Annotated in this window: 25 protein-coding genes; 10 read left to right on the top strand and 15 right to left on the bottom strand. The window is 55.0% G+C overall.

Annotation, left to right across the window (positions count from 1 at the left end; genetic code table 11):
• Window positions 1-21: 21 nt before the first annotated feature.
• Both PW844_RS13095 and ghrA read right to left on the bottom strand, forming a co-directional pair.
• Window positions 22-759 carry a phosphatase gene (locus tag PW844_RS13095; RefSeq protein ID WP_299452218.1) on the bottom strand — a complete coding sequence of 246 codons (738 nt, stop codon included), beginning with the start codon at window positions 757-759 and terminating at the stop codon, window positions 22-24.
• 47 nt (window positions 760-806) lie between these two features.
• Window positions 807-1,745: a glyoxylate/hydroxypyruvate reductase GhrA gene (gene ghrA / locus PW844_RS13090; RefSeq protein WP_299452216.1), complete on the bottom strand. Its 939-nt coding sequence runs from the start codon at window positions 1,743-1,745 to the stop codon at window positions 807-809.
• A gap of 209 nt (window positions 1,746-1,954) precedes the next feature.
• Between ghrA and treA the strand changes: the two genes are divergently transcribed.
• Both treA and PW844_RS13080 read left to right on the top strand, forming a co-directional pair.
• Window positions 1,955-3,634, top strand: a complete 1,680-nt coding sequence (treA, locus tag PW844_RS13085) for an alpha,alpha-trehalase TreA (protein ID WP_299452214.1) — start codon at window positions 1,955-1,957, stop codon at window positions 3,632-3,634.
• 206 nt (window positions 3,635-3,840) lie between these two features.
• Entirely contained in the window at window positions 3,841-5,940 is a 2,100-nt protein-coding gene (locus PW844_RS13080; RefSeq protein WP_299452212.1) for a TonB-dependent siderophore receptor, read from the top strand.
• Window positions 5,941-6,019: 79 nt separating this feature from the next.
• Here PW844_RS13080 and PW844_RS13075 read toward each other — a convergent pair whose 3' ends face one another.
• Window positions 6,020-6,268, bottom strand: coding sequence for a GlsB/YeaQ/YmgE family stress response membrane protein (locus PW844_RS13075; RefSeq protein WP_299452209.1), 249 nt, complete (start codon window positions 6,266-6,268; stop codon window positions 6,020-6,022).
• Between the two features lie 183 nt (window positions 6,269-6,451).
• Here PW844_RS13075 and PW844_RS13070 point away from each other — a divergent pair, with 183 nt between their 5' ends.
• The gene (locus tag PW844_RS13070) at window positions 6,452-7,186 is read left to right on the top strand and encodes a flagellar brake protein (protein ID WP_299452207.1); all 735 of its coding nucleotides are present in this window, start codon (window positions 6,452-6,454) and stop codon (window positions 7,184-7,186) included.
• Window positions 7,187-7,225: 39 nt separating this feature from the next.
• On the opposite strand, the gene PW844_RS13065 is transcribed toward PW844_RS13070, so the two are convergent.
• From PW844_RS13065 to PW844_RS13035, 7 genes are all read right to left on the bottom strand, one after another.
• Window positions 7,226-8,713: an FGGY family carbohydrate kinase gene (locus tag PW844_RS13065; RefSeq protein WP_299452204.1), complete on the bottom strand. Its 1,488-nt coding sequence runs from the start codon at window positions 8,711-8,713 to the stop codon at window positions 7,226-7,228.
• A 2-nt stretch (window positions 8,714-8,715) separates the two neighbouring features.
• A complete protein-coding gene (locus PW844_RS13060; protein ID WP_299452201.1) occupies window positions 8,716-9,660 on the bottom strand; it encodes a transketolase C-terminal domain-containing protein in 945 nt (314 codons plus the stop codon).
• Complete coding sequence (locus tag PW844_RS13055; RefSeq protein ID WP_299452198.1) at window positions 9,653-10,483, bottom strand: transketolase; 831 nt, start codon at window positions 10,481-10,483, stop codon at window positions 9,653-9,655. The genes PW844_RS13060 and PW844_RS13055 overlap by 8 nt, the downstream gene beginning before the upstream one ends.
• Window positions 10,484-10,574: 91 nt before the next feature.
• On the bottom strand, window positions 10,575-11,684 hold the full coding sequence (locus PW844_RS13050; protein WP_208714696.1) for an ABC transporter permease: 1,110 nt from the start codon (window positions 11,682-11,684) through the stop codon (window positions 10,575-10,577).
• 2 nt (window positions 11,685-11,686) lie between these two features.
• Window positions 11,687-13,201: a sugar ABC transporter ATP-binding protein gene (locus PW844_RS13045; protein WP_299453146.1), complete on the bottom strand. Its 1,515-nt coding sequence runs from the start codon at window positions 13,199-13,201 to the stop codon at window positions 11,687-11,689.
• The gene (locus PW844_RS13040; RefSeq protein WP_299452194.1) at window positions 13,201-13,812 is read right to left on the bottom strand and encodes a DUF2291 family protein; all 612 of its coding nucleotides are present in this window, start codon (window positions 13,810-13,812) and stop codon (window positions 13,201-13,203) included. The genes PW844_RS13045 and PW844_RS13040 overlap by 1 nt, the downstream gene beginning before the upstream one ends.
• A 13-nt stretch (window positions 13,813-13,825) precedes the next feature.
• Window positions 13,826-14,767, bottom strand: a complete 942-nt coding sequence (locus tag PW844_RS13035) for a D-ribose ABC transporter substrate-binding protein (RefSeq protein ID WP_299452191.1) — start codon at window positions 14,765-14,767, stop codon at window positions 13,826-13,828.
• Between the two features lie 184 nt (window positions 14,768-14,951).
• On the opposite strand from PW844_RS13035, the gene PW844_RS13030 reads away from it, so the two are divergent.
• Window positions 14,952-15,902 carry a sugar-binding transcriptional regulator gene (locus tag PW844_RS13030; protein WP_299452188.1) on the top strand — a complete coding sequence of 317 codons (951 nt, stop codon included), beginning with the start codon at window positions 14,952-14,954 and terminating at the stop codon, window positions 15,900-15,902.
• Between the two features lie 10 nt (window positions 15,903-15,912).
• Here PW844_RS13030 and emtA read toward each other — a convergent pair whose 3' ends face one another.
• Window positions 15,913-16,554: a membrane-bound lytic murein transglycosylase EmtA gene (gene emtA, locus PW844_RS13025; RefSeq protein WP_139810970.1), complete on the bottom strand. Its 642-nt coding sequence runs from the start codon at window positions 16,552-16,554 to the stop codon at window positions 15,913-15,915.
• Between the two features lie 152 nt (window positions 16,555-16,706).
• On the opposite strand from emtA, the gene ldcA reads away from it, so the two are divergent.
• Window positions 16,707-17,630: a muramoyltetrapeptide carboxypeptidase gene (ldcA, locus tag PW844_RS13020; RefSeq protein ID WP_299452185.1), complete on the top strand. Its 924-nt coding sequence runs from the start codon at window positions 16,707-16,709 to the stop codon at window positions 17,628-17,630.
• Between the two features lie 24 nt (window positions 17,631-17,654).
• On the top strand, window positions 17,655-18,317 hold the full coding sequence (locus PW844_RS13015) for an MBL fold metallo-hydrolase (protein WP_084873943.1): 663 nt from the start codon (window positions 17,655-17,657) through the stop codon (window positions 18,315-18,317).
• Here PW844_RS13015 and PW844_RS13010 read toward each other — a convergent pair whose 3' ends face one another.
• From PW844_RS13010 to PW844_RS13000, 3 genes are all read right to left on the bottom strand, one after another.
• The gene (locus tag PW844_RS13010) at window positions 18,318-18,731 is read right to left on the bottom strand and encodes a GNAT family N-acetyltransferase (protein WP_299452181.1); all 414 of its coding nucleotides are present in this window, start codon (window positions 18,729-18,731) and stop codon (window positions 18,318-18,320) included. It lies immediately after the preceding gene.
• 26 nt (window positions 18,732-18,757) lie between these two features.
• Window positions 18,758-19,141: a hypothetical protein gene (locus PW844_RS13005; RefSeq protein ID WP_299452178.1), complete on the bottom strand. Its 384-nt coding sequence runs from the start codon at window positions 19,139-19,141 to the stop codon at window positions 18,758-18,760.
• 123 nt (window positions 19,142-19,264) lie between these two features.
• Entirely contained in the window at window positions 19,265-19,489 is a 225-nt protein-coding gene (locus tag PW844_RS13000; protein ID WP_084873940.1) for a YgdI/YgdR family lipoprotein, read from the bottom strand.
• A 228-nt stretch (window positions 19,490-19,717) separates the two neighbouring features.
• Between PW844_RS13000 and PW844_RS12995 the strand changes: the two genes are divergently transcribed.
• Together PW844_RS12995 and PW844_RS12990 are read left to right on the top strand one after the other, a co-directional pair.
• On the top strand, window positions 19,718-20,575 hold the full coding sequence (locus PW844_RS12995; RefSeq protein ID WP_299452173.1) for a hypothetical protein: 858 nt from the start codon (window positions 19,718-19,720) through the stop codon (window positions 20,573-20,575).
• A gap of 99 nt (window positions 20,576-20,674) precedes the next feature.
• Complete coding sequence (locus PW844_RS12990) at window positions 20,675-21,031, top strand: DUF4186 domain-containing protein (protein ID WP_299452170.1); 357 nt, start codon at window positions 20,675-20,677, stop codon at window positions 21,029-21,031.
• Window positions 21,032-21,072: 41 nt separating this feature from the next.
• Here PW844_RS12990 and PW844_RS12985 read toward each other — a convergent pair whose 3' ends face one another.
• Entirely contained in the window at window positions 21,073-21,255 is a 183-nt protein-coding gene (locus PW844_RS12985; RefSeq protein WP_299452167.1) for a hypothetical protein, read from the bottom strand.
• 211 nt (window positions 21,256-21,466) lie between these two features.
• Between PW844_RS12985 and PW844_RS12980 the strand changes: the two genes are divergently transcribed.
• Together PW844_RS12980 and PW844_RS12975 are read left to right on the top strand one after the other, a co-directional pair.
• Complete coding sequence (locus PW844_RS12980; RefSeq protein ID WP_299452165.1) at window positions 21,467-21,796, top strand: hypothetical protein; 330 nt, start codon at window positions 21,467-21,469, stop codon at window positions 21,794-21,796.
• 53 nt (window positions 21,797-21,849) lie between these two features.
• A complete protein-coding gene (locus PW844_RS12975) occupies window positions 21,850-22,857 on the top strand; it encodes a phosphatase (protein ID WP_299452162.1) in 1,008 nt (335 codons plus the stop codon).

The raw sequence follows: 22,857 nt of genomic DNA, 5'->3' as shown, positions 1-22,857 counted from the left end.
AGGATTCCTTGAGGAAAAAATTTAAAAATCCGCCAGTTCGACAATATGCTTGCCGGTGCGCAGTTCAAGAAAATCGAGCAGGCGGCGCGGCGTGACATTTAACACGCGATCTTCGGGAAAATCCACTTCCCGCGTAATGCGCAGACAATGCTCGAAATGACCGAGAGTAAAGGCGGTATGGGAATCGGAACCAAACGCCAGACGGCCTCCGGCATCACGCACCGCTTCAGCGATAGCACGACAGTTGGGCTCACTGCCTGGGCGTGAATGGGTGAACGACGAGTTGTTGATCTCCAGCGCCACATCATAATGCGCCGCCGCTTCGGCAATGGCACGGATATCGACCGGAAACTTAGGATTACCCGGATGGCTGATGATATGCACCAGGCCGCCAGCCATCGCCGCGATCATCGCTTCGGTATGGTGGGCTTTATCGCGCGGGGCATACACCGGCTCATGGAAACCGGCCACGATCAAATCCAGCGCATCCAGCATTGGGCCGCTACAGTCGATCTCACCCTGCTGATTTTTGATATTGGCTTCAATGCCACGCAACACACCGACACCATCAATCACGCGCGGCCAGATGCGCATGTTGACGAAGTGCCAGTAATGCGGCGCATCGGCCATATCCGGACCGTGATCGGTAATCGCGAACAGCTTCAGACCGTTTTGTTTCGCCTGCACAACATAGTCATGCAGCGTGCTGTAGGCATGGGTACTGGCAACGGTATGCATATGTAAATCGACGGGATACATCGGTTTCTCCTGACAGGCCGTCTGCAACAGGCAAACGGCAAAGTGATTTAATAACCGCGCTGACGATCAACCAGACCGGGGGCTTGCTGCCCCTGCTCCAGCTTAAGTATGGCATCTGCAATATAATCCATCGCCTCTTGCGGCAACGTCATTGCGGCATTATGTGGCGTAATTGTGACATGCGGATGTGACCAGAGCGGATGCTCTGCCGGTAATGGCTCGGTCTGGAACACATCCAGCGTCGCGGCCGCCAGCTGCCCGCTGTTGAGTGCCGCCAGCAAATCGTCCTCTACCACATGCGCACCACGCGCAATATTGAGGAAAAATGCCCCTTGTGGCAGACAGGCAAACAATTTTTTATCGATCAGGTGGGTGGTTTCTGCTGTGGTCGGCAACAGGTCAATCAACACCTGAGTGCCATCCAGAAAGGCTGCCAGCTGGTCAGCGCCATGAAAGGTTTGTATTCCCGCCAGGGTTTTCGGCGATCGGCTCCAGCAACGCACCGGAAACCCCCACTGGACCAGGCTCTCTGCCACGCTGCGGCCCAGTACGCCCGCGCCGAGGATGCCAATGGTGAAATTTTCCCGCGTGTAACCATCAAGCTGCTGCCACTGCGCCTGCTGTTGCAGGCGTTGATAGTCAGCGAAGCGACGAAACCAGCCCAGCACACACCAGGTCGCATATTCCTGCATCTGCTGCGCCATACCGGTATCTTCCAGCCGGAATAGCGGCACGTTGTCTCCTAACATGTGCGGGTGAAGCTGTACCTGATTGAGGATTTCGTCTACGCCCGCACCCATGCCAAATACGCCTTTTAATGCGCGTCCACTCAGCATTTCCACTGGCGGCGATCGCACCACCGCGTAATCCGCCGGAGCGTTATCGCCTGACTGCCAGTAACGCACCTGCGCCTGCGGCAATCGCTGTTGTAACCCACTGAGCCAGCTCTCGGGGTCTATCGATGGGTGATACCAGATGATCTCCATACTGCTCTCCATTTTTTTTCTTTCAGACTCAGGGAAATAGCGCCGCAGGGCAAGTAAAAACCTTAGCGTTAATGCAATTTCTGCCGTGATTAATTCAGGGTGCTTCACATTTCCGGCGCTGCGGGCGGCCATCCCTCCCGATAGCGACTAAAGTTGTTTGGGTGGTCAATGCGTTAGCGCACCACTTTTTCGGACAAGGAGAAAAACCGATGATAAAAAATGTCGTATTCACGCCGGGGCATTTTCGCCTGTTGCTCAGTACCGCCCTGCTGATGGGAGCCGTCACTGCCGGGGCCGCAGATAACAACCGGATGCTCAGTAGCCAGCCACAACCACCCGACGTGCGTCTCGGCCCCCTCTTCAATGCCGTTCAGCAGGCTAAATTTTATCCGGACCAGAAAACCTTTGCCGACGCGGTCCCGAAATATAATCCCTCTTCGATTCTTGCCGACTGGCAGATGCAAAAGAACCAGCGCAACTTCGATTTAAAGCATTTCGTCGATGCCAACTTCACCCTGCCTGCCGCACAGGATAACTATGTACCGCCAGCCGGGCAGAGCCTGCGCGCGCACATTGATGGCCTGTGGCCGGTCCTGACGCGTTCAACACCCAACACCGGCCAGTACGATTCGCTGCTGCCGCTACCGAAACCTTATGTGGTTCCCGGTGGTCGCTTCCGTGAGGTTTATTACTGGGACAGCTACTTCACCATGCTCGGCCTGGCGGAGAGCGGTCACTGGGATCGGGTACAGGATATGGTAGATAACTTCGCCTCTGAGCTCGATCGTTACGGTCATATCCCCAACGGCAACCGCAGCTACTATCTGAGCCGCTCCCAACCACCTTTTTTTAGCCTGATGATTGATTTGCTGGCAAGCCATGACGGTGATGGCGTGTATACCAAGTATCTGCCGCAGTTGCAGAAGGAATATGACTACTGGATGGCAGGCAGTGACAACGTCGCCGCAGGCCAGGCCAGCCAGAGGGTGATCAAACTGAGCGACGGCACCCTGCTTAACCGCTACTGGGACGATCGCGATGTGCCACGTACCGAATCCTGGCTGGATGACGTCAACACCGCGCAGAAGGCACCGCAACGCGATAAAAAGCAGGTGTACCGCGATCTGCGTGCAGGTGCAGCCTCCGGCTGGGATTTCAGTTCCCGCTGGTTTACTGATGCGCATAATCTGGCCTCGATCCGCACCACGCAGCTGGCACCTGTTGATCTGAACAGTTTGCTGTTCCATCTGGAACAGACCTTAGCCAAAGCGGAGAAGCTGGCGAAAAACAACGATCGGGCACAGCAGTTTGCCGCGCAGGCAGAGAAACGCCAGGCGGCGATTAATCGTTATCTGTGGAATGAGCAGCAGGGTTGGTACGCCGATTACAACTGGCAGAAAAAGCAGGTGCAACCGCAGCTAACCGCCGCCACCCTGTTCCCGCTTTATATACAGCTCGCCAGTGATAAACAGGCGGATCGCACGGCTAGCGCAGTGGAGAAACAGCTGCTGAAACCCGGTGGACTGGTGACCACCACGGTGAATAACGGCCAGCAATGGGATGCACCGAATGGCTGGGCCCCCCTGCAATGGGTAGCCGTGACCGGGCTGGAACATTATAAGCAGCCGCAGCTGGCACAGCAGATTGGTCAGCGCTTCCTGCAAAACGTCCAGATGACCTATGACAAACAGCACAAGCTGGTAGAAAAATACGTGGTGGAAGGTGCCCAGCTTGGTGGTGGCGGCGGTGGTGAATATCCCCTGCAGGACGGCTTCGGCTGGACTAATGGCGTGACGCTGATGCTGCTCGACAAATATTGTCCAAAAGATAAAACCTGTAATAGCGCACGGGATATTCCCAATATGCCGACGCTGACTGCCACACATTAATCGCCAGGCCCTCGTAGCGGCGCGATTAATCGCACCGCTACACCCCCCTTTCAGTCCGTGCAGCTGTTAATTTTCCTCACAGCGAGATGATGATTTTTTTACATCTTGAAATGACCTTATCTAAAAGATAATAATTCTCACTCTAATTTTTATTTCTATTAACGCTTTCTGGCAGCCCACTGCCTTTTTCTGTCTAAGGACTTATCATGACCCGCCTGTTTACCCTCAATCGTTGCCGTGTGTTGTGCACGCTGGCACTGGCGTTACCCGGCCTCAGTTTCGCCGAGGATGCGCTGGTGGTGACCGCTCAACCTCAGGAGAGCGCCACCTCGCCAACCCAGGGTTACCTGGCCACCCGCAGCAGCGGCGCGAGTAAAACCGACCAGCCACTCATCACCACACCACAGTCAATTTCGGTGGTCACACGGCAACAGATGGAAGACCAGGGGGCAACCGATCTTAATCAGGCCTTGAATTACACTCCCGGCGTGTTTACCAACTTTGGCGGTGCCGCCACCCGTTATGACACCATCTCGCTGCGCGGCTTCCACGGTGGTGATGTGGATAACACCTTCCTCGACGGCCTGCGCGTGATGAGTGATGGCGGCAGTTTCAATGTGTTGCAGGTGGATCCCTGGTTCCTCGATCGCATCGACGTGATCAAAGGTCCTTCCTCGGCGTTATATGGTCAGACGGTACCCGGCGGCCTGGTGAATATGGTGAGCAAACGCCCGCAGTTCGCCGAAGAGGGGCACTTCCGGCTGTCAACCGGCACCCATGCCACCAACAGCGCCGCCTTTGATTACACCAATGCAATCAACGATCAATGGGCGTTTCGTCTCACCGGTATCACCCGCAACAGCGACACGCAATACGATCATACCCGCGAAGAGAAATACGCCATTTCGCCCCAGCTGATGTGGCAGCCGGACGAAGATACCAGCCTGATTCTGCGTGCTTACCTGCAAAAAGATCCTTCCGGTGGTTATCACGGGTCCGTCCCTGCCGAAGGTACGCTGTACAGCCATAATGGCCGCAAGCTGAGCGACAGTTTCTATGAAGGGGATAGTGCCCTCGATCAATTCAAACGTCATGAGCAGATCTATAGCTATGATTTCTCCCATCGTTTCAATGAAGTGTGGTCGGTGCATACCACCGGCAGCTACAGCCACTCCAATGTTGATCTGGACCAGGTCTACCAGATTGGCTGGGATGCCACCAACCCGGACCTGCTGACCCGTTATTATTCCGGTGAGCGCTCCTCGCTGTCAGCGTGGGCGACGGATAACCAGTTGCAGGCAGATTTCAGCACCGGCGCATTGCAGCATCGTGTCACCCTCGGCGCTGAGTATCATCGTTATAAGAACGATATTTTGAGTGCCAGCGGCTATGCCAGCTCACTCAATCCGTGGACCGGCGAAGCGGTGGGTACCATGCCGGATTATGACTGGGCCGCAGAGACGCGCCGTTACTATCAAACCGGTCTCTATTTACAGGATGAGTTACAGCTGGATCGCTGGCATATGGATCTTTCCGGCCGTTATGATCGTATCGTCTCCGAAAATGGCACCAGCCGCCGCCAGGACGACCATATCAGTGGCCGTGCAGCCCTGCTGTATGCCTTCGATAATGGTATTTCGCCTTATGTCAGCTGGAGCCAGGCAATTACGCCAGCCTCGCTGACCGATCCCAATGGCAACCAGTTGAAACCGACCACCTCCGAGCAATATGAGGCCGGGGTGAAATACCAGCCGGTGGGCACACGGGATATGTACTCGGTTGCGGTGTACGACCTGACACAGAACGATGTCGCCAACCGTGACGTGATATCCGGCACCTATACGCCTTCTGGCAAGGTCCATTCACAGGGGATCGAACTGGAGGCACGCAATCAGCTCACTCCGCGCTTCAGCACCCTCGCCGGTTATACCCTGAACCATCTGCGCTTTAAGGACTCGGTGGATGGTAACGATGGTCATACGCCTTACGTCACCCCCAACAGCATGGCGTCCTTCTGGGGTCATTATCAGTTTGATTATGGTCTGAGTGCCGGTGCGGGGATACGTTACATTGGCAAGCAATGGGCAGATAACGAAAACACCACGCGTCTGCCGTCGGTGACGCTGTTTGATGCTTCAGTGCGTGCTGATTTAAGCGCGTGGAACTCAGGTCTGAAAGGGGCGTGGTTGCAGGTGACAGCCAATAACCTGACTGACCGTAAATACCTTGCGGCCTGTTATGGTACCGGTTATTGCTACCGTGGTGCGGAACGTACCGTGACGGCAACGATTGGTTATGATTTTTAACTGACAGGTCGGCATGAATGCCGACCTGTCAGGCGTAAGGTGCGCATTCATGCGCACCTGTGATTGATTTCGGTAATAACTAACTGCGAACTTTACGGTAAATCCACAGCACCACGATGGAACCAATGACCGCCACCACGAAGCTGCCGAAGTTAAATCCATCCACCTTACCAAAGCCAAACAGGGTACTGATCCAGCCGCCGACAACCGCACCTACCACGCCGAGAACCACGGTCATAATAAATCCGCCGCCGTCTTTACCTGGCATAATCCATTTAGCAATAATCCCGGCAATCAGGCCAAAAATAATCCATGAAATGATACCCATTTGTTGCTCCTTACTTTATTAATCAAGGTGTTCACAGCGATAAGTATAGTCCGGGATTTTTGATCTGCTGCACAAACGCAACGGGAAAAAATAGTTAGCAGACTAAAGCTTCTTTATCCTGTACCGATAACAGTCGCAAAGCCGCGCAGGCGTGATGGTAACGATCGGAAAGTGGAGCAGGACGTGAAAGAAGCCGATAAAGAACAATATCTGAAACGAGGCACATTGGCGGTTCTGAATGTGATGAAAGACCTGTTACGTTATCAGACCCCGCTGATGGTGAGCGTCTCCCACAGTCAGTTTATTAGCCGAATGCTGGCAACGGACGAAGATCAGGTTATCTTCGACCTCGGCAGCAATGCGCAGGATAACGCTCTGGCGTTAAGTAGCGGCGAAGTCAACATCGCGGCAGAAACCCAGGGAGCGAAGGTAGAATTCAGCCTGAGTGGTTTGCAGCAAGTGACTTATGAAGGGCTGCCTGCCTTCAGTGCCCCTTTGCCGGAGCTGGTGTGGCAAATTCAGCGCCGCGAATTTTTTCGCGTCAGCGCACCACTGGAGCCGGCATTCTGGTGCCACAGTGAATGGCCGGACGGCAACAAAGTGCGTTTTCGTTTGCAGGATCTGTCGCTGGGTGGCATTGGAGTGCTGGTGGATGAAAAGCTGCCCGAAGGCCTGAGCCAGGGCGACTCGTTTAAAAATCTGCGCGTCGAACTGGGGGAATATGGTCATTTTGAGGTGACGGCACAACTGCTGCATATTGGCGAGCGCAGCACCGTCACCAGCAAAAATGAAACCCGCATCACCCCGCGTCTGAGTTTTCGCTTTACTGCGATCGAACCGGTGCAGGAGCGCCAGCTGCAGCAGGTGATCTTTGCGCTGGAACGCCTGGCACGTGACAAGGCAAATCGATTCCAGTAACCATCACGGCGCGGCCTGCCCGCGCCGCACTGTTCCAGACTAATGGGGCTGATAACGGCAGCGTGAGACTGCGTCCAGCCAGCCTTTATAGTTTTCCTGTATCTGTTTCGCCCGCTCCTCACGTGGATAGATCACGCTGCCACCCTGCAACGCCGCCATTTCACTGCCCTGCTGCCACCAGCTCAGCGTACGTCCGGCCAGCAATGCTGCGCCCAGCGCCGACACTTCCGGCGTCGGTGCCCGGTGCAGCGGACGCTGTAGCACATCGGCCTGCAGCTGCATCAGCCAGCTGTTTTCCGTGGCGCTGCCATCCACGCACAGCGTCGCCAGCTGCACGCCACTCGCCTGTTCCATGGCGAAAAACACATCGGCGATCTGAAAGGTGATCGATTCCAGTGCCACCCGCGCCAGCACCTCAGGTGTCGCCGCATCGGTTAAGCCGCATAACATGCCGCGTGCTTTCAGATCCCACCAGGGCGCGCCCAACCCGGACAGCGCCGGAACAAAATAGACACCCTGGTTATCTGGCGTGCTTTGCGCCATGCGTGTCAGTTCCCGCGGATCGCTGACACCAATCATGCGCCCGAGCCAGGCTGCACCAGAACCGGTGTGGGTGATATTGCCCTCAAAGGCAAAACGCAAAGTGCCGTCATGCCAGGCCACCGTGGTGCTGAGGCCGTTTTCCGTCAGCAACGGCGTAGCCATCGACATCATCAGTGACGATCCGGTGCCGTAAGTGGCCTTCACCACCTCCTCGCTGCCGTTGCGCTGTGCCTGTAACGCCGCATGGGAATCACCGATACGCGCCAGCAGCGGCGTACCGGGTGCTAAACCGGGGATATCGCCAAGGGTCACCACTCCCTGCGCACTGGCAGAAGGAACAATTTGTGGCAGGGCAGCGCGCGGAATATGAAACAACGCCAGCAGCTCATCATCCCAGTCACCCGCGTGCAGGCTATACAACTGGGTGCGGGCCGCATTGGCATGGTCGGTCACAAAACACTCGCCGCCGGTGAGTTGCCAGCTTAACCAGCTATCAACAGTGCCGATGCACAGCTCTCCTGCCTGCGCGCGCGCCAGACCGTCCGGCAGCGTCGCCAGCATGCCGGTCAGTTTGGCGGCGGGAAACATCGGGTCAACCGCCAGCCCGGTCAGGCCGGTGATGCGTGCCGCTTTGCCCGCCTGGCGCAAATCACGGCAGAACGATTCGGAACGGCGGTCCTGCCAGCTCACCAGCGGGGTGAGCGGCTGCCCGTCACGCCGCTGCCAGATCAGCACCGACTCACGTTGATTGCTGATCGCCACGGCGGCTACCGGTGCGCCGCCGCATTGTGCCAGGCAATCCGTCACCGCCTGTTTTACCGCCTGCCAGATCGCCAGTGGGTCCTGCTCCGCCAGCCCCGGTTGTGGATGGGCCAGCGTCAGCGGCTGGCTGCCACGCGCCACTACCGTGCCACTGCGGTCCACGGCTATCGCTTTGGCGTTGGTGGTGCCCTCATCAATCGCCAGTATTAACGGCCCTGCCATGTTCACGCTCCTGCGCAAATGCGCACTGCATTGTTCACTACGCCAGCAGCATCAATGCTATGCCGGGCACGGGTAGAGGCGCGATCTCCGGCGATGGCGTATTGCCCATCCGGGATACCCAGCCGTAACAGCGGGATGCCACAGCCCCCTTCGGCCAGCACTTCCGCCACCAGGCTGCCTACGCCGCCGTTAACGTTATGTTCTTCCACGGTGATCACCGCTGGATAGTGATTTAACAGGTCGCGCAGCTGTTGGGTATCACAAGGGCGAATCGATGGAATGGCGATCACACCTGCATCGATCCCCTGCGTCTGCAACTGCTCTGCCGCTGTGACAATTTCGTGTACCGTCGATCCCATCGCCACCAGCGCAATGTCGCGCCCGGTGCGCAATACATCAATCTGGCCCGGGCGGAACTGGTAGTTTTCATCGTGCAGTTGCGGCAAGTCTTTACCATCAAGACGGATATACACCGGCCCGACATGTTCCAGCGCGTAATCAATGATCTGACGACACTCCAGCGGGCAGGAAGGCGCATAGATTTCGATGTTGCCAAAGCCACGCATCACGGCGATGTCGTCAATGCTGTGGTGGGTGCTGGCCAGCGGGCCGTAACTGGCCCCGGCATTCAGGCCGAACAGCTTGACGTTGGTGTTGTTGTAGCAAACATCGACTTTCACCTGTTCATTGGCGCGTGAAATCAGAAAAGGCGCAGCGTTACAGGTCGCCGCCACTTTGCCGCCGATCGCCAGCCCGGCAGCAGTGCCCACCAGGGTTTGCTCGGCGATGCCGACATTCACCAGCCGATCCGGGAATGCCTTGATAAAGGGCGATATTTTGGCGGTAGATGTCGAATCCGCCACCACCGGCACCAGATCGATACCACGATTGACCGCGTCAATAAACGCGTTGACCATCACGTTGGCCAGGTGTTGTGCATTACTCATCTTTCAGCTCCTCCAGTGCCTGTGCGACTTCTTCTCCCTTCGGTACCCGGTGATGCCACTCGGCCTTGCTTTGAATAAACGAAACACCAAAGCCTTTTTCGGTATCAGCCACCACCACCTGGGGTTTGCCATTGCGCGGCAGGTTTTCCAGCGTCTCCACTACTGCCGCCATATCGTTACCGTTGCATTCGGTGACTTCTAAGCCGAATGCACGCCATTTTTCCGGCAGAGGATCGGTGTTCATGATGTCGCGCGTATGTCCTGCCAGCTGTAACTTGTTCTTATCGTTGATAATCACCAGGTTATCGAGGCCATAATGCGCCGCCACCAGCGCCGCTTCCCAGTTACTGCCCTCCGCCAGTTCACCGTCGCCGGTCACCACATAAATCATGCGGTTGCTACCATCCTTTTTCGCTGCCAGCGCGATCCCGACAGCCACCGGTAAACCGTGGCCGAGTGCGCCGGTATTCAGCTCGACACCCGGGGTTTTTTGTCGTACCGGGTGGCCCGGCAGGTGCGAATCGGCATGCTGATAGGTCGGCAGCCAGTCGCCAGGGAAATAGCCCGCTTCCGCCAGCACGCAGTAATAACCGCCCACCGCATGGCCTTTAGACTGGATATAGATGTCGCGCTGCGAATCGTTAGTCCGATCGGGCGCACAATTGAGAATGCGGAAATAGAGGGCTGTCAGGATTTCCACCTGCGACAGATCGGCGCCGGTGTGTCCACCTGCCGGGCTGCCCGCATTGAGCTGGATAATCCGCCGACGCACCGCCCGCGCTTTGGCAGTCAGCTCAGCCACAGAGTATTTGAAAGGATTCATGGTTACCTCTGAATTTTAAATCGAATCTGAATATATATTCCTGCATAGCAAAAAAAGGGGGACAGACAAGGGCCGCCTGCACCCCAACCGATTAAACTTTTGCGTTGCTGCCCCCCTCCTCGATCAGCGCCTTCTGCGCCACTACCGCGGCTTTTTGCTGCATCCGGCTTTGCATCTGGTCAATGATCACCGCGACAATAATCACGATGCCTTTAATCACCATTTGCCAGAATTCGCTAACTCCCATCATGATTAAACCATCGGCGAGAAAGCCGATAACGAAGGCCCCCACCAGCGTGCCGAGAATAGTGCCGCGCCCCCCTGCCAGCGAAGTACCGCCCAGCACCACTGCCGCGATGGCGTTCATTTCAAACGAGGTGCCGTTGGCGGGATGGCTGGCCACCAGCTGCGATGACACCACAATCCCGGCGATCGCTGCACAGAATCCGGACAAGGTATAAACCCAGATTTTCACCTGCTTCACCTTCACCCCGGAGAGTTCTGCCGCCCGCTCGTTATCGCCAATCGCATACACCTGGCGGCCAAACGGCAACCGCCGGGCGATATAGGCGATCACCAGCGCCAGCAGCACCATCATCCAGATGGCCCACGGCAGGCCGAGAAAGTACCCGGCACCGATTTTGTCAAAGCCGGTATTGCCGAGCAGCGGATTGCCTTGCAGGCCAGGAAACGTCTCGCCGCCGGAGGTGAGCATCGCGGTACCGCGCAGGATGTACATGGTGCCAAGGGTGCAGATAAAGGGTGCGACGTTATAGCGCGTAATGATCCAGCCGTTGGCGGCACCAATTAAGGCTCCTGCCAGCAAAACCAGCGGCACAATTACCCACACGCTGGGGAAGATGGCGATACCAAACATCGGCAGCACGATACCTTTGGTGATCAGCCAGCCCGCGATCATGCCGCACAACCCGAGCGTCGCACCGATGGAGAGATCAATACCGGCGGTGATAATGACAAAGGTGATCCCCAACGCCAGGAAGGCGTTGATGGCGATATGCTTCACCATAATCACCATGCTGCCGAGTGCGAGAAAATCCGGCACCGTCACCGAGAAGAAACCCACGATCAGGAACAACGCGATAAAGGTGCGCAGTTTTAATAGCAGCAGAATCAGCCCTTCGCGTGAGTTAAAGGCTTTTGCTGGCTGGGCGGCGAACGCCACGGCGCTGTTGCTTTTCATCTTCAGAACCCCTGTGCGCTTGCTTTAACCAGCGCCGCTTCTTCTGCTTCTGCGCGCGGAAGATCGGCTGTAAGTTTGCCGCCGGACATCACCAGAATACGGTCGGCGACGGCCATGATTTCTTTCAGATCGGAGGTGGAAAACAGCACCGCAATGCCCTGCTCCGACAGGCGTACCATCATGCGGAACACCTCTGCTTTGGCCCCGACATCAATGCCGCGACTCGGTTCGTCCAACAGTAGCAGGCGCGGATTGGTTAACAGCGAGCGACCAATCACCACCTTCTGTTGATTACCGCCGCTTAAAGCGCTGATGGCCACCTCCGGCGATGACACTTTGATCGCCAGATTGCCCACCGTGCTGTTCACCGCTTCGCGTTCCGCCTGCTGGGCAATGACCATGCGGTGCGACAGGCGTCGCCACAGGCTGGCGATGGTCAGATTGCTGGCGACAGAAGAGATGGGAAAGATCCCGGCACGTTTACGATCTTCCGGCACCAGGCTCATCCCCATGCGGATACGTTCTGCGGTTGGCAAACGCGTAGGCAACGGCTTGCTATCGAGCCATAGCTTGCCGAGATAGTTACGCTGGCTACCCAGCAGGCACTCGAACAGCTCGGTACGCCCGGCACCCATTAGCCCGTAGATGCCGACAATCTCCCCGGAACGCACATGGAAGCTGACATCATCCACCAGCGTGTTGCCATTCGGGCTGACACAGGTGATGTGTTCTGCCTCCAGCACCGCCGCGCCAAACTGGCGATTCGGCGGCAGAAAGTTGCTAACCGGTTCGCTGCCGAGCATCTCGCGCACAATCCACGGCACATCGATCTCGCTCACCTGCGCTTCCGCCTGAAAGCGACCGTCGCGCAGAATGGTGATCACATCACCAATCGCCATCAGCTCCTCCAGCCGGTGCGAGATATAAATAATCGAGACGCCCTGGCGCGTCAGTTCACGGATCACCCGGAACAGAATCTCCACTTCGGTTTTACTCAGCGCCGAGGTGGGTTCGTCGAGGATCAGGATGTCGGCGTCCTCCGCCAGCGCTTTGGCGATTTCCACCAGTTGCTGCTGTCCGACTTTGAGGTTGCCCACCTTTTCCTGCGGCGAGATCGGCTGATCAAGGCGCTGCATCAGCGCGGCGGTGCGGCGCGCCTGTTCTGCTTCGTTGATCGGGCGGATACCACGCTGAATCTCGCGCCCGAGAAAAATGTTTTCAGACACGCTGAGGTTTTCAAACAGGTTCAGCTCCTGATGCACCATGCCGATGCCGTGTCGTGCCGCATCGCGTGTACTCGCGAACACCACTTTCTGTCCGTTAAGAAACATTTCGCCGGTAGTAGGCTGCTGGACTCCGGCAAGAATTTTCATCAGCGTCGATTTACCGGCACCGTTTTCGCCGATAATGACGTTCACTTTGCCGCGCCAGACACGATAATCCACCCGATCCAGCGCCAGCGTGCCGGGAAACAACATCGAGATATGATTCGCCTGCAGGATAATTTCGTCGCTCATCATCCGTTCCCCTGTTGCAACTGCACAGCCACCACTTCATCCACCGTACCCGGCCCCATGGTGACCGCCAGAATCGCCTGTAGCGGTTTACCCACCCAGCTGGCATCCACCGTGGGTAGCTGTTTCACCGCGTGGCGATTGAGTGCTTTGGTCAGCTGTGCGTACTGCACCTGATTGGTGAACTCTTCGAAACGGAAGCCCGCCGCATCACGAATCGCATTGCTGCGCAACACCGGACCGATCAACACCTTCACCGGTTTACCATTGATGGTGACGGTCAGGACGCGCTCGCGATCGTTGCTGCTATCCAACGCCGTCACCATGCCGCCGGCGCGCACAAACACGCTTTCGCTGGTGCCCGCTTTCAACGTATGGCTTTTGGTTTCCATATCACCCCAGCTCAGCGCCTGTTTTTCTGCTGGCTGTGCGACCCGGCTTTGCCAGCTTTCTTCCGCGATTTGCTGCGGCGTCTGATTGGTGTAACCCGGTTTCGCGTGGGGATCTTTCGGCATGATGGGATTGCCGTTTGCATCAAGATCCACCACGGTGCATGCCGTCAGCAGCAACGTCAGCGCCGCCATGATCAATCTGCCTGCTGCCTTGCCCTTCATGCCGACCTCCGCGTTACTGCGCCAGACGGAAGGTTTTCAGCTTCGCAGCGTTGCTGTCGTCGATCAGCACGCAATCCATCAGCTGTTTCTCTTCCTTCTGCGCTTTGCCGTGGGTCAGGTAGTAATCCGCCTGTTCCACCGCCATCTGCGCCTGATCCCAGCCCGGCTGTAATACCGTGGCTTTGATATTACCTTTATTCAGGATCGAGTCGCGGGTGTAATCACTGCCGTCAAAACCGACCACAATCACGTTGGTTTTGCCTGCGGCTTTCAGTGCGGCTTCCGCACCCAGTGCCATGGTGTCATTACCAGAGATCACCCCGACAATATTCGGGTTCTTCTGCAGAATGGTTTCCATACGGCTAAAGGCTTCAGTCTGGCTCCAGTTGGCGCTCTGCTGTGCCACCATTTTCATGTCTGTGTAATCATCCAGCACATCGTGGTAGCCCTGCGAACGCACGCCAGCATTGGTGTCGGATTCCTTACCCAGCAGCTCAACATAATCGCCCTTTCCGCCCAGCAATTTAGCGAACTTCTCTGCGCCCAGCTGCGCGCCCTGATAGTTGTTGGAGACGATTTGCGCTACCGCCACACCGGTTTTATTGATTTCACGATCAATCAGGAAGGTGGGGATACCGGCATCTTTGGCTTTCTGTACCGGCCCGACGGTGGCATCCGCCCCGGCGTTATCCAGGATGATCGCTTTGGCTTTGCGCGCAATGGCCGTTTCGATCAACTGGTTTTGCTTGTTGACGTCATCATCGTGTGAAGCGACCAGCGTGGTATAACCGAGGGCTTTGGCTTTTTCCTGCGCACCATCCGCTTCGGCTTTAAAAAACGGGTTATCGTGTGACGGGGTAATAATGGCCAGCAGGCCCTTATCCGCTGCCTGCGAGGCAGCAGACAACGTCAGGAGTGAAGCCAGCAGGGTAACTTTGACGAGGTTCGCGTTCATTGTTTTTTCTCCGCTTGAATATATATTCAATTGCGATTTTATATGCATAATGACTATGCACCCGCCAATGGATGTCGTCCAATGCCGGATCCTGAAAAAGCGAAAACGATCACAAATTGTTCTGCGTTGTTATTTCTCAGCGGGTGATTAACAATACCAGGCAGATCTGAAGAGGGAAAAAACCATGGCAAAACAGGACGAACAACGGCTGATGGTGAAAATTGCCACCCTGTATTACCTTGAGGGGATGAAGCAATCGGACATCGCGCAGCTGCTGAAACTGTCGCAATCCTTTGTCTCACGCATCCTCAACCGCAGTGTGAAAGAAGGTGTTGTTAAAATCAGTGTGGTACCCCCGGCCAACGTGTTTCCCGAGCTGGAGAAAGCCATTGAGCAGGCTTACCAGCTGCCGCAGGCAATTGTGGTGGATGTGCCGGAGCAGGCATCCGCCCTGCAAATTAAGCAATCCATTGGCTCGGCGGCGGCACATTATCTGGAAACCCGTTTACGCGCCGATGAGTTGATCGGCATCTCCTCCTGGAGCGGCACCATCCGCGCCATGGTGGATGCGCTGCATCCGCTTAATGCCCCTTGTCGCGGCGTGATCCAGCTGCTGGGCGGTGTGGGGACCAACGGCAATGTGCAGGCCACTATCCTGACACAGAATCTGGCGGCGCTGTTGAATTGTCCGGCATGGCTGCTGCCGTCTCAGTCGATTGAACATTCAGTGCAGGATCGCCAGCGCTTGTCGGTTAACCCTGATGTTGCGGTGGTACTGGAGAAATTTGAGCAGGTGGACCTGGCGATTGTCGGCATTGGCGATCTCGAACCCTCGGCGCTGCTGCGTAATTCCGGCAACTATTACGACGAAGAGATGTTGCGCACCCTGGCGCAACGCGGTGCGGTGGGCGATATATGCCTGCATTACTTTGATGCCGAGGGGAAACCGGTGCTGAGCACGGCAGAAGATCCGGTGATTGGGATGGAACTGGCGCAGGTCAAAAGTTGCCCGCAAGTGGTGGCGCTGGCCGGTGGTAAGGAAAAAGCCCAGGCGATTCGCGGCGCATTACGCGGCGGCTACGTGAATGTGCTGATTGTCGATTATCCCACCGCCAGACTTCTGCTGGAAGGATAATCGTCAGACGTTAACCGATGGTGCGATACGCTGTGGTGACTTTCCACAAGTAACGCGGTGCCTGGGCCGCCGGATGTTTGTTCTGCACATGCTGATAAAACTCGTCCGGACTCATGGCATTGATCATCGCAATGGCGCGGTCACGGTCACGCGAGAAGGTGCGCAACAACGCCCCTGCCCCGTTGGCATAGGAGACAATGGTGGCGTAACGCAATGTTAGCGGATTACGGATGCCTGCTAATTCTGATTCCTGCAGGATACGGATATAGGCGGTGCCGATATCAATATTTTTTGCGGGATCGCGGAGTTCAGAGGAGCTTGGCTGACCACGACGTCCCTGGGCGCGATACACCGCACGGCCCGCTGTGGAGGCTTTAATCTGCATCAGCCCAACCGCATTGGAGCGGCTGGTCACGGTGGGGTTGCCCCCCGACTCGACACTAATAATGGCGCTGATTAACTTCTCATCAACACCATAATGACTGGCGGCATCTTCAGTAAACATGGACCATGCGTCATTGATTTTCGACGGTGGTGCCTGGGTTAAAGGTGTATTTTTCTCTGGAGTCACAACGGTTTGCGGTTCGCTGGCACATCCCGCCAGCAACAGCGCAGAGAGCATAAGTAGTCGGATTTTCACTGAATTTTGTATTCCGCAATAGATTCGGCGCAAGCTATCATACCTGGCTTACGACCAGGTAAAATTGCCGTTTGTCCTAAATACGTAAAAAACCTTGCCAGATCGTGACTTCCGTAACGCATTTCGTCATCATCGGCAAGCCAGCCCACAGCAGGATGAGAGTTATGGTTGCCCCCCGTTCGATACGTCTGATCGCCCCTTCCGGTTACTGCCACAATCAGGATGCCGCCCAGCGCGCAGTGACGCGTTTGCAGGCTGAGGGGCATCATCTTGAAAATCAAACCGTCATTGCACGCCGTTTTCAGCGTTTTGCCGGTGATGACCAACAACGGCTGGACGACGTCAATCAGCTGGCCTCACTCAGCCCGTTGCCGGACATTGTGCTGGCGGTACGCGGCGGTTATGGCGCGTCACGGCTGCTGGATAACCTTGACTACGTGGGTTTACAGCGCCAGTTGCTGAACCAGCCGGTTGCCTTGTGTGGTCACAGCGATTTCACTGCCATTCAGCTGGCGTTGCTGGCGCAGACCGGGCTCATCACTTTCAGCGGACCGATGCTGGCAGGCAATTTTGGCGCCGAGGCATTATCTGATTTTACCGTTAGCCACTTTTGGCAGGCGCTGACATCACCTACAGTCAATCTTAACTGGCGTAGCAGCAGCCCAGATGAAGGACGCTGGCAGGGAACTTTATGGGGCGGCAATCTGGCGATGATTTGCTCGCTGATTGGCACGCCCTGGTTGCCGCAGATTGAAGATGGCATTCTGGTGATCGAGGATGTGAATGAACATCCTTTCCGCATTGAACGCATGCTGATTCAGCTACATCAAAGCGGCATCCTGGCGCGGCAAAAGGCGATCGTTACCGGCAGCTTCACCAGCACCTCCCTTTCTGACTACGACAACGGCTTTGATTTTGCCACCGTCTGGCAGCGTATCCGGGATGAGTATCAGCTACCGGTGATCAGCGATTTGGCTTTTGGTCATGCAGCCGACACCGTCACGCTCCCCCTTGGTGCCAGCGCCAGTTTGCAGATTCGTAACGGAGAAGCTCAGTTCGCCTTTACCGGCCACCCGACATTGCGCTAACGGCATTGCCGCAGGAGACCGACAATGAAGCCGCTATACGACGATTTGTGGATCTCCACACCTGAATTTCCCGCCGAAGAGGCGGAAAGTGATCTGATGATGCATGGGTTTATGCTGCGCCATCCGCGCGGCAACCTGCTGATTGGCCGGGTTGAAAACCCGCTCGATCACGAAGTGCTGGCCGATACTGGCGGTGTCATTCGTCATTATCTCACCCACTGGCATGAGGCCGCGCCGGGTGCGCTGGTGATTCAGCAGCGTTTTAATAGCGCGCTATATTGTCACAACCGTGCGCTTGGGCCCGTCAGCCGAGTGATAGAACCGGATGACACCTTCAGCCAGCAGGAAGCGCATTTCGGCGATTTTCATCTGTTACCCACCCCTGGCCACACCCCCGGCAGCAGTAGTTATCTCTACCACTCTCCGTATGGGCGTACCTATTTGTTTGTGGGGGATACCCTGACGCGTGAACATAACCGCTGGATTAGCGTACTGGTGCCGGAGAGCAATCCGGCTGAGCTGCTCCAGTCACTCGATCTGTATCGTTCATTGCGCCCGGACGTGGTGTTGATGAGCACCACGCGGGGTCATCTGGCATGGCAGAAAATGACGCTGCAAAGCTGGCTGGCGGCCATTGATGAAGCGGAACAGGCGCCGCTGGATTTACGCCAGCAGCCGCCAGGTTAATCAGAGGGTTTTGCTCAGGTAATGGCGCTGATGGTGGCGCGGATAATTATCCAGGCTAAAACGCAGCGTATAACCCAGTTTTTCGTAAAAAGGCCGGGCCTGGAAGCTGGCGGTATCCACCTGGGCATAACGGCAGCCACGCGCACGCGCTTCTTCTTCCGCCGCCTGCATCAATTTACTGCCCACACCCTGACCACGCAGGGCATCACTCACCCACAACATATCAATGCGCAACCAGTTGCCAGCAGTGGAGCCTGTCAGCCCGGCCAGTTTTTTACCCTCATCATCGGTGACAAACACGCCAATCGATTTCAATTCATCAATATTGATAAAGCGGCTGTTAAACGCAGTTAGCCCCAGTCGAACTTCATCAAGATCCTGATGTGTCACCTTTTCCGTAACCTTGAGTTGCATTGGCGGCTCCTTGTGGCGGCAGTTCATTATGAAGGTGGATGCTGGTTATCGCCGTAACGCTCCAGCGAGAGGATATCAATATCGCGTTTTTCAGTGCGATCGCAGGGCAACAGCTTATCGCTGTCGGCGTAAACGAAAAAGGTGTCGCCGTTGTTTTTATTGACGATCAACTGATCGCCATTGCGGAAGCGAGTGATTGCCACCTTATCACCATCCTGCAAATGGGTACGTTGCTGACCAGCCGCAATCTGGAAATGGTGTGTCGGCCACATCAACATGCTGAGGCCATATTCGGCACGCGAGACTGTCATGGTCGGGCGTCCGGGACAGGTGATCTGGAATTCGCTTTCACTCCAGGCTGGCGCGACCTGGCACGCCAGCAGACCAACGACAATAGCTATCGCCTTCATTGGATTCTCCGCTGAGGTTAGATGATGATTTCATTGGGGTTTTACGGAGAGTATCACAGAATACTGCGTTGTGGCGCTAAATGGCCCGCCAGATGCGGGCCGCAACGCTATCGCACGACTAAATCATTGATCGACAGAAGACATGTCTTTGATCTGACTTTGATTTATCTGCTGTTCTTTGCCGTAGATATCTTTGTAAGTAATCATGCCAGTGTCCTTATCCACCACTGGTTTGCCCTCGGTGACAATGGTTTGACCATCATTGGTATGCATAACATGATCAGAAGCGCAGCCTGCCAGCAGCAGACCCAGACTAAAAGTACCAATCAGAAACAGTGTCTTTTTCATCTCATCCTCCTTTTGGACTCATCATCAGGTTTAGCACAGCCGGAGGACGATCGAACCAGGATAAGGATTAATGTGACCCCAACCGCTTTTTTCTCTGCCGGAAATCCGACGATCATATGGAAAACCCTGTCCGGGAAAACTCACGAAATAATCATGAAGCCGCTTTATCTGGTCATTCTAGAATCGTCAGGGCAACACATCCTAATTTAATGGCAAATGAGGAATAACATGAACGACTTCAATATATCCCGTGGCGAATTCTATCGCACTCACCGTGATGAATCACCCAAAGCAAAATGTTTTAGTGGCCTGCTGGGTTGCAAAAAAGTCAGCAATAATGACCAGATCAACATGGAAAGTTATACAAAATATAATGCCAACAATGACGAAATTGATGGCGTTCATATCCATGCCGAACCCGTAAAAGAAGCGCACCTGATGGCCACGCTTGATGCCGTAGATAAAACCATGAATGACATCATTACAGAACGTAAGAAAGAAGGGAAAAATCCACCTCTATTTTTTATCTGCTGGGATCATGATAATACATTAAAGCAACGCTCCTCTGATGGTGGTCAGGTGCTGGTTGGCACACCCGATGAAAACAAACAGCAGCTTGTCATTAACCGTTTCAGGGAAGTCAATGAAAGAGCGGTCTTTCGCTGTGTCATTTCCTGCCGACTTGGCGCACCCGAAAATGCCTGTGATATCCCGGAATTTTTAGCCAAATATGGTCTCTCTGATGCCTTATCAAAGGAAACATTTTTTGAACCTGTTCCAGAAAAAACACAGGGAAGATTTCCACAATTCACTTACGCTTTAACAGATCGTGTAGATAATAAAAACATCGATGTTCATTACCAGGATGCTGTTTATATTGACAAATATGGATCATATAAAATGCCAATTGCCTGCAATATCGTCGAAGCATATTGCAACAGGAACAACGTATCTGATGAAGATGTTATTATTCTCTTCCCTGACGATACGCCAACACAGCATGAGTTTGCTGAATACTATATAACGGGTACGCCACAAAAAGTTACCTGCGTTTCAATTTTGGCAGCAAGACCTTCCAGTACTTAAATAAAGGGTACCTCCGGTCGGGAGCAGAAATGCCTGATCCCTGTGATTTTACACAGTATAAAACCCGATAATGCGTTATTATTGCGACCGGAGGATATTATGAGAGATGAAAACGCGCTGTTTGCCCGCCTGGCGCAATCACCCTTTCGCCGTCGCTTCCATCTGGGAGCGAAAGAACGTCAATATTGTCTGGATAAGGGACCGGATATCATCGACCAGCACGCTACGGATTTTATCGCGCGTCGTCTGGCGGAAGCCGAACCGCACAACGATGGCAAACAAACACCGATGCGCGGTCACCCGGTGTTTATCGCCCAACATGCGACCGCAACCTGTTGTCGGGGCTGCCTGGCGAAATGGCACGGTATTGCCGCACACCAGCCACTTTCCATGGAGCAGCAGCATTATATCGTGCGGGTGATCCACCGCTGGCTGGTGGGAGAAATGAATCAGTGAAGAAACTCGCGCCGTGTGGACCTGACGGCGCGCTGCTGGCCCTACTCTTCGGCGGCAACCTCAGCCGCCACTAACATCAGCGCCAGACCGGCGTCATCAGGATTGAATTGCTGCATCACCTCACGCAGCGCCGAAACACAGTTCATGACCTGCTGTTTTTGATCGGCTTCGAGTTTATCAATGGCGTGCTGAAGAATCATTAGACTGGCTTCTTCTTCTTTCATTACTTTTCCCTTGTTCTGCTAAGCTGATGCGCAATGTTGGCAAGAATACCGTTTATCTGCTAGCAAAGTCACCCTTTAACATTCCCCTCGCTTAACGATTACACAAATAGCAAATGGGAAGCGGCACCAGACCTGCTATGATCAGCATATCGTGGTCATGGTGCAGACTTTGCTGCCACGGCAAACCAGGGATCGAATCAGGAACAGGACCATGTTGCGAATCACCGTAGTTCTCACCTTATTGTTACTGGCTGGCTGCAGTTCCACCCCAAAAGGCGTGGATTGTCCCGGCGAGGTCGCCACTATTTATGGCCAGGCGATGGGCAACACCGAAGCGCGTATTTTTGACCTGGTTAACGCGTTTTCTGTCACCAAAGATGATGTCACCGTGCAAAGCGGCAGATTGCACTCCTCTGACCGTTTTCAGTATGTTCCCTCGGCAGTGACGCCCGAAGGCTATTACGCCCAACGACTGTCGGATAAACAGTTCCGTCTAATCAACCCCTATCAAAACACCATGATCACCTGGACATGCCCGTAAGCCGTGCGTCGCAGGTTAACGTTTCTTTTATCTTTTCTCTGACAGGAGTCACTATGAGATTTGCTGTGCGTGTTGTATCGCTGTTGTTTGTTATCACCCTGCCGTCTCTGGCCTTTGCCGACGATTGCTGGCAAACGCGAGCCGGTATCGATATGGGTTCTGGCACCACCAAAATTGCCGTCACTGAAGTCAATATCTGCCAACATCAACTGGGAAAAGTATTATTTGAGGACCAGCGCCCGATTGGTTTCAACGACGCCCTGGCCCACTCCGGCAACAATCAGCTGAATGAGGCGATCCAGCAGCAGGGATTGCATGCCTTACAACAGCTGGTGACGCAAGCGCAACGCTATCATCCACGACGTATCAGCGGCGTTGCGACTGCCGTTTTTCGTTCTGCCGGTAACGGCCAGGCGGTGATTGATCGTTTCAATCAGCAGGCGGGCGTGCAGCTGAAAATTATCAGCCAACAGCAGGAAGCTGAGCTGGGTTTCCGCTCCGCTAAAGCGGCCCTCAATGACCCTAAAGTCCGCGATGAAGATCTGTTGGTGTGGGATATTGGTGGCGGCTCAATGCAGATGACAGCCTGGCGCGAACAGCAGGGGAAAGCGGTATCCGATGTGTATCAGGGTAAGCTGGCTTCGGTGACGCTGAAAAATTTCATTGTTGATGTGTTGAAAAACCAGCCTTCCGCGACCTCTCCGAATCCCATCGGCTCCTGGCGCCCTTCCGTACTGCGTTTTGTCGAGTTTTATGCCCACAACGATGTCCCGGCGCAAATTAAACAGGACCTCAGCAACCGTCGGGTGATCGGTATCGGGGGTGTGCACGGTTTTTCTATTAAGAATCAGCTGAAAATCAGAGGCAATCAATACGATCTGGCAGCGCTTGAGCAGGCGTCAAAGCAACAGGTCTGGAAAGGCGATAGCGAACTGACTGGCGATTATCGCGCCACCGACGTGAGCAATTTGCTGCTGGTCGAAGGATATATGCACGCTCTGGACATTAAGGATGTCACGGTGGTGAAAGCCAGCCTGATTCAGGGTGTGCTGCTGGAATAA

This window comes from Pantoea sp. (genome assembly GCF_028283705.1).
In the GTDB taxonomy this organism is placed as follows: Bacteria; Pseudomonadota; Gammaproteobacteria; order Enterobacterales; family Enterobacteriaceae; genus Pantoea.
The sequence above is the reverse complement of the archived record's forward strand: the minus strand, read 5'-3'. Positions and strand labels throughout refer to the sequence as shown.

Coding starts and splice junctions, on each gene's coding strand:
- PW844_RS13095 (WP_299452218.1), bottom strand. CDS start 759: ATGTATCCCGTCGATTTACATATGCATACCGTTGCCAGTACCCATGCC.
- PW844_RS13075 (WP_299452209.1), bottom strand. CDS start 6,268: ATGGGTATCATTTCATGGATTATTTTTGGCCTGATTGCCGGGATTATT.
- PW844_RS12985 (WP_299452167.1), bottom strand. CDS start 21,255: ATGAAAGAAGAAGAAGCCAGTCTAATGATTCTTCAGCACGCCATTGAT.
- PW844_RS13060 (WP_299452201.1), bottom strand. CDS start 9,660: ATGAGTAATGCACAACACCTGGCCAACGTGATGGTCAACGCGTTTATT.
- PW844_RS13065 (WP_299452204.1), bottom strand. CDS start 8,713: ATGGCAGGGCCGTTAATACTGGCGATTGATGAGGGCACCACCAACGCC.
- PW844_RS12995 (WP_299452173.1), top strand. CDS start 19,718: ATGAACGACTTCAATATATCCCGTGGCGAATTCTATCGCACTCACCGT.
- treA (WP_299452214.1), top strand. CDS start 1,955: ATGATAAAAAATGTCGTATTCACGCCGGGGCATTTTCGCCTGTTGCTC.
- PW844_RS13005 (WP_299452178.1), bottom strand. CDS start 19,141: ATGAAGGCGATAGCTATTGTCGTTGGTCTGCTGGCGTGCCAGGTCGCG.
- PW844_RS12990 (WP_299452170.1), top strand. CDS start 20,675: ATGAGAGATGAAAACGCGCTGTTTGCCCGCCTGGCGCAATCACCCTTT.
- PW844_RS13050 (WP_208714696.1), bottom strand. CDS start 11,684: ATGAAAAGCAACAGCGCCGTGGCGTTCGCCGCCCAGCCAGCAAAAGCC.
- PW844_RS13015 (WP_084873943.1), top strand. CDS start 17,655: ATGAAGCCGCTATACGACGATTTGTGGATCTCCACACCTGAATTTCCC.
- PW844_RS13045 (WP_299453146.1), bottom strand. CDS start 13,201: ATGAGCGACGAAATTATCCTGCAGGCGAATCATATCTCGATGTTGTTT.
- PW844_RS13030 (WP_299452188.1), top strand. CDS start 14,952: ATGGCAAAACAGGACGAACAACGGCTGATGGTGAAAATTGCCACCCTG.
- PW844_RS13000 (WP_084873940.1), bottom strand. CDS start 19,489: ATGAAAAAGACACTGTTTCTGATTGGTACTTTTAGTCTGGGTCTGCTG.
- ghrA (WP_299452216.1), bottom strand. CDS start 1,745: ATGGAGATCATCTGGTATCACCCATCGATAGACCCCGAGAGCTGGCTC.
- PW844_RS13010 (WP_299452181.1), bottom strand. CDS start 18,731: ATGCAACTCAAGGTTACGGAAAAGGTGACACATCAGGATCTTGATGAA.
- PW844_RS13055 (WP_299452198.1), bottom strand. CDS start 10,483: ATGAATCCTTTCAAATACTCTGTGGCTGAGCTGACTGCCAAAGCGCGG.
- PW844_RS12980 (WP_299452165.1), top strand. CDS start 21,467: ATGTTGCGAATCACCGTAGTTCTCACCTTATTGTTACTGGCTGGCTGC.
- PW844_RS13035 (WP_299452191.1), bottom strand. CDS start 14,767: ATGAACGCGAACCTCGTCAAAGTTACCCTGCTGGCTTCACTCCTGACG.
- PW844_RS13080 (WP_299452212.1), top strand. CDS start 3,841: ATGACCCGCCTGTTTACCCTCAATCGTTGCCGTGTGTTGTGCACGCTG.
- ldcA (WP_299452185.1), top strand. CDS start 16,707: ATGGTTGCCCCCCGTTCGATACGTCTGATCGCCCCTTCCGGTTACTGC.
- PW844_RS13040 (WP_299452194.1), bottom strand. CDS start 13,812: ATGAAGGGCAAGGCAGCAGGCAGATTGATCATGGCGGCGCTGACGTTG.
- PW844_RS12975 (WP_299452162.1), top strand. CDS start 21,850: ATGAGATTTGCTGTGCGTGTTGTATCGCTGTTGTTTGTTATCACCCTG.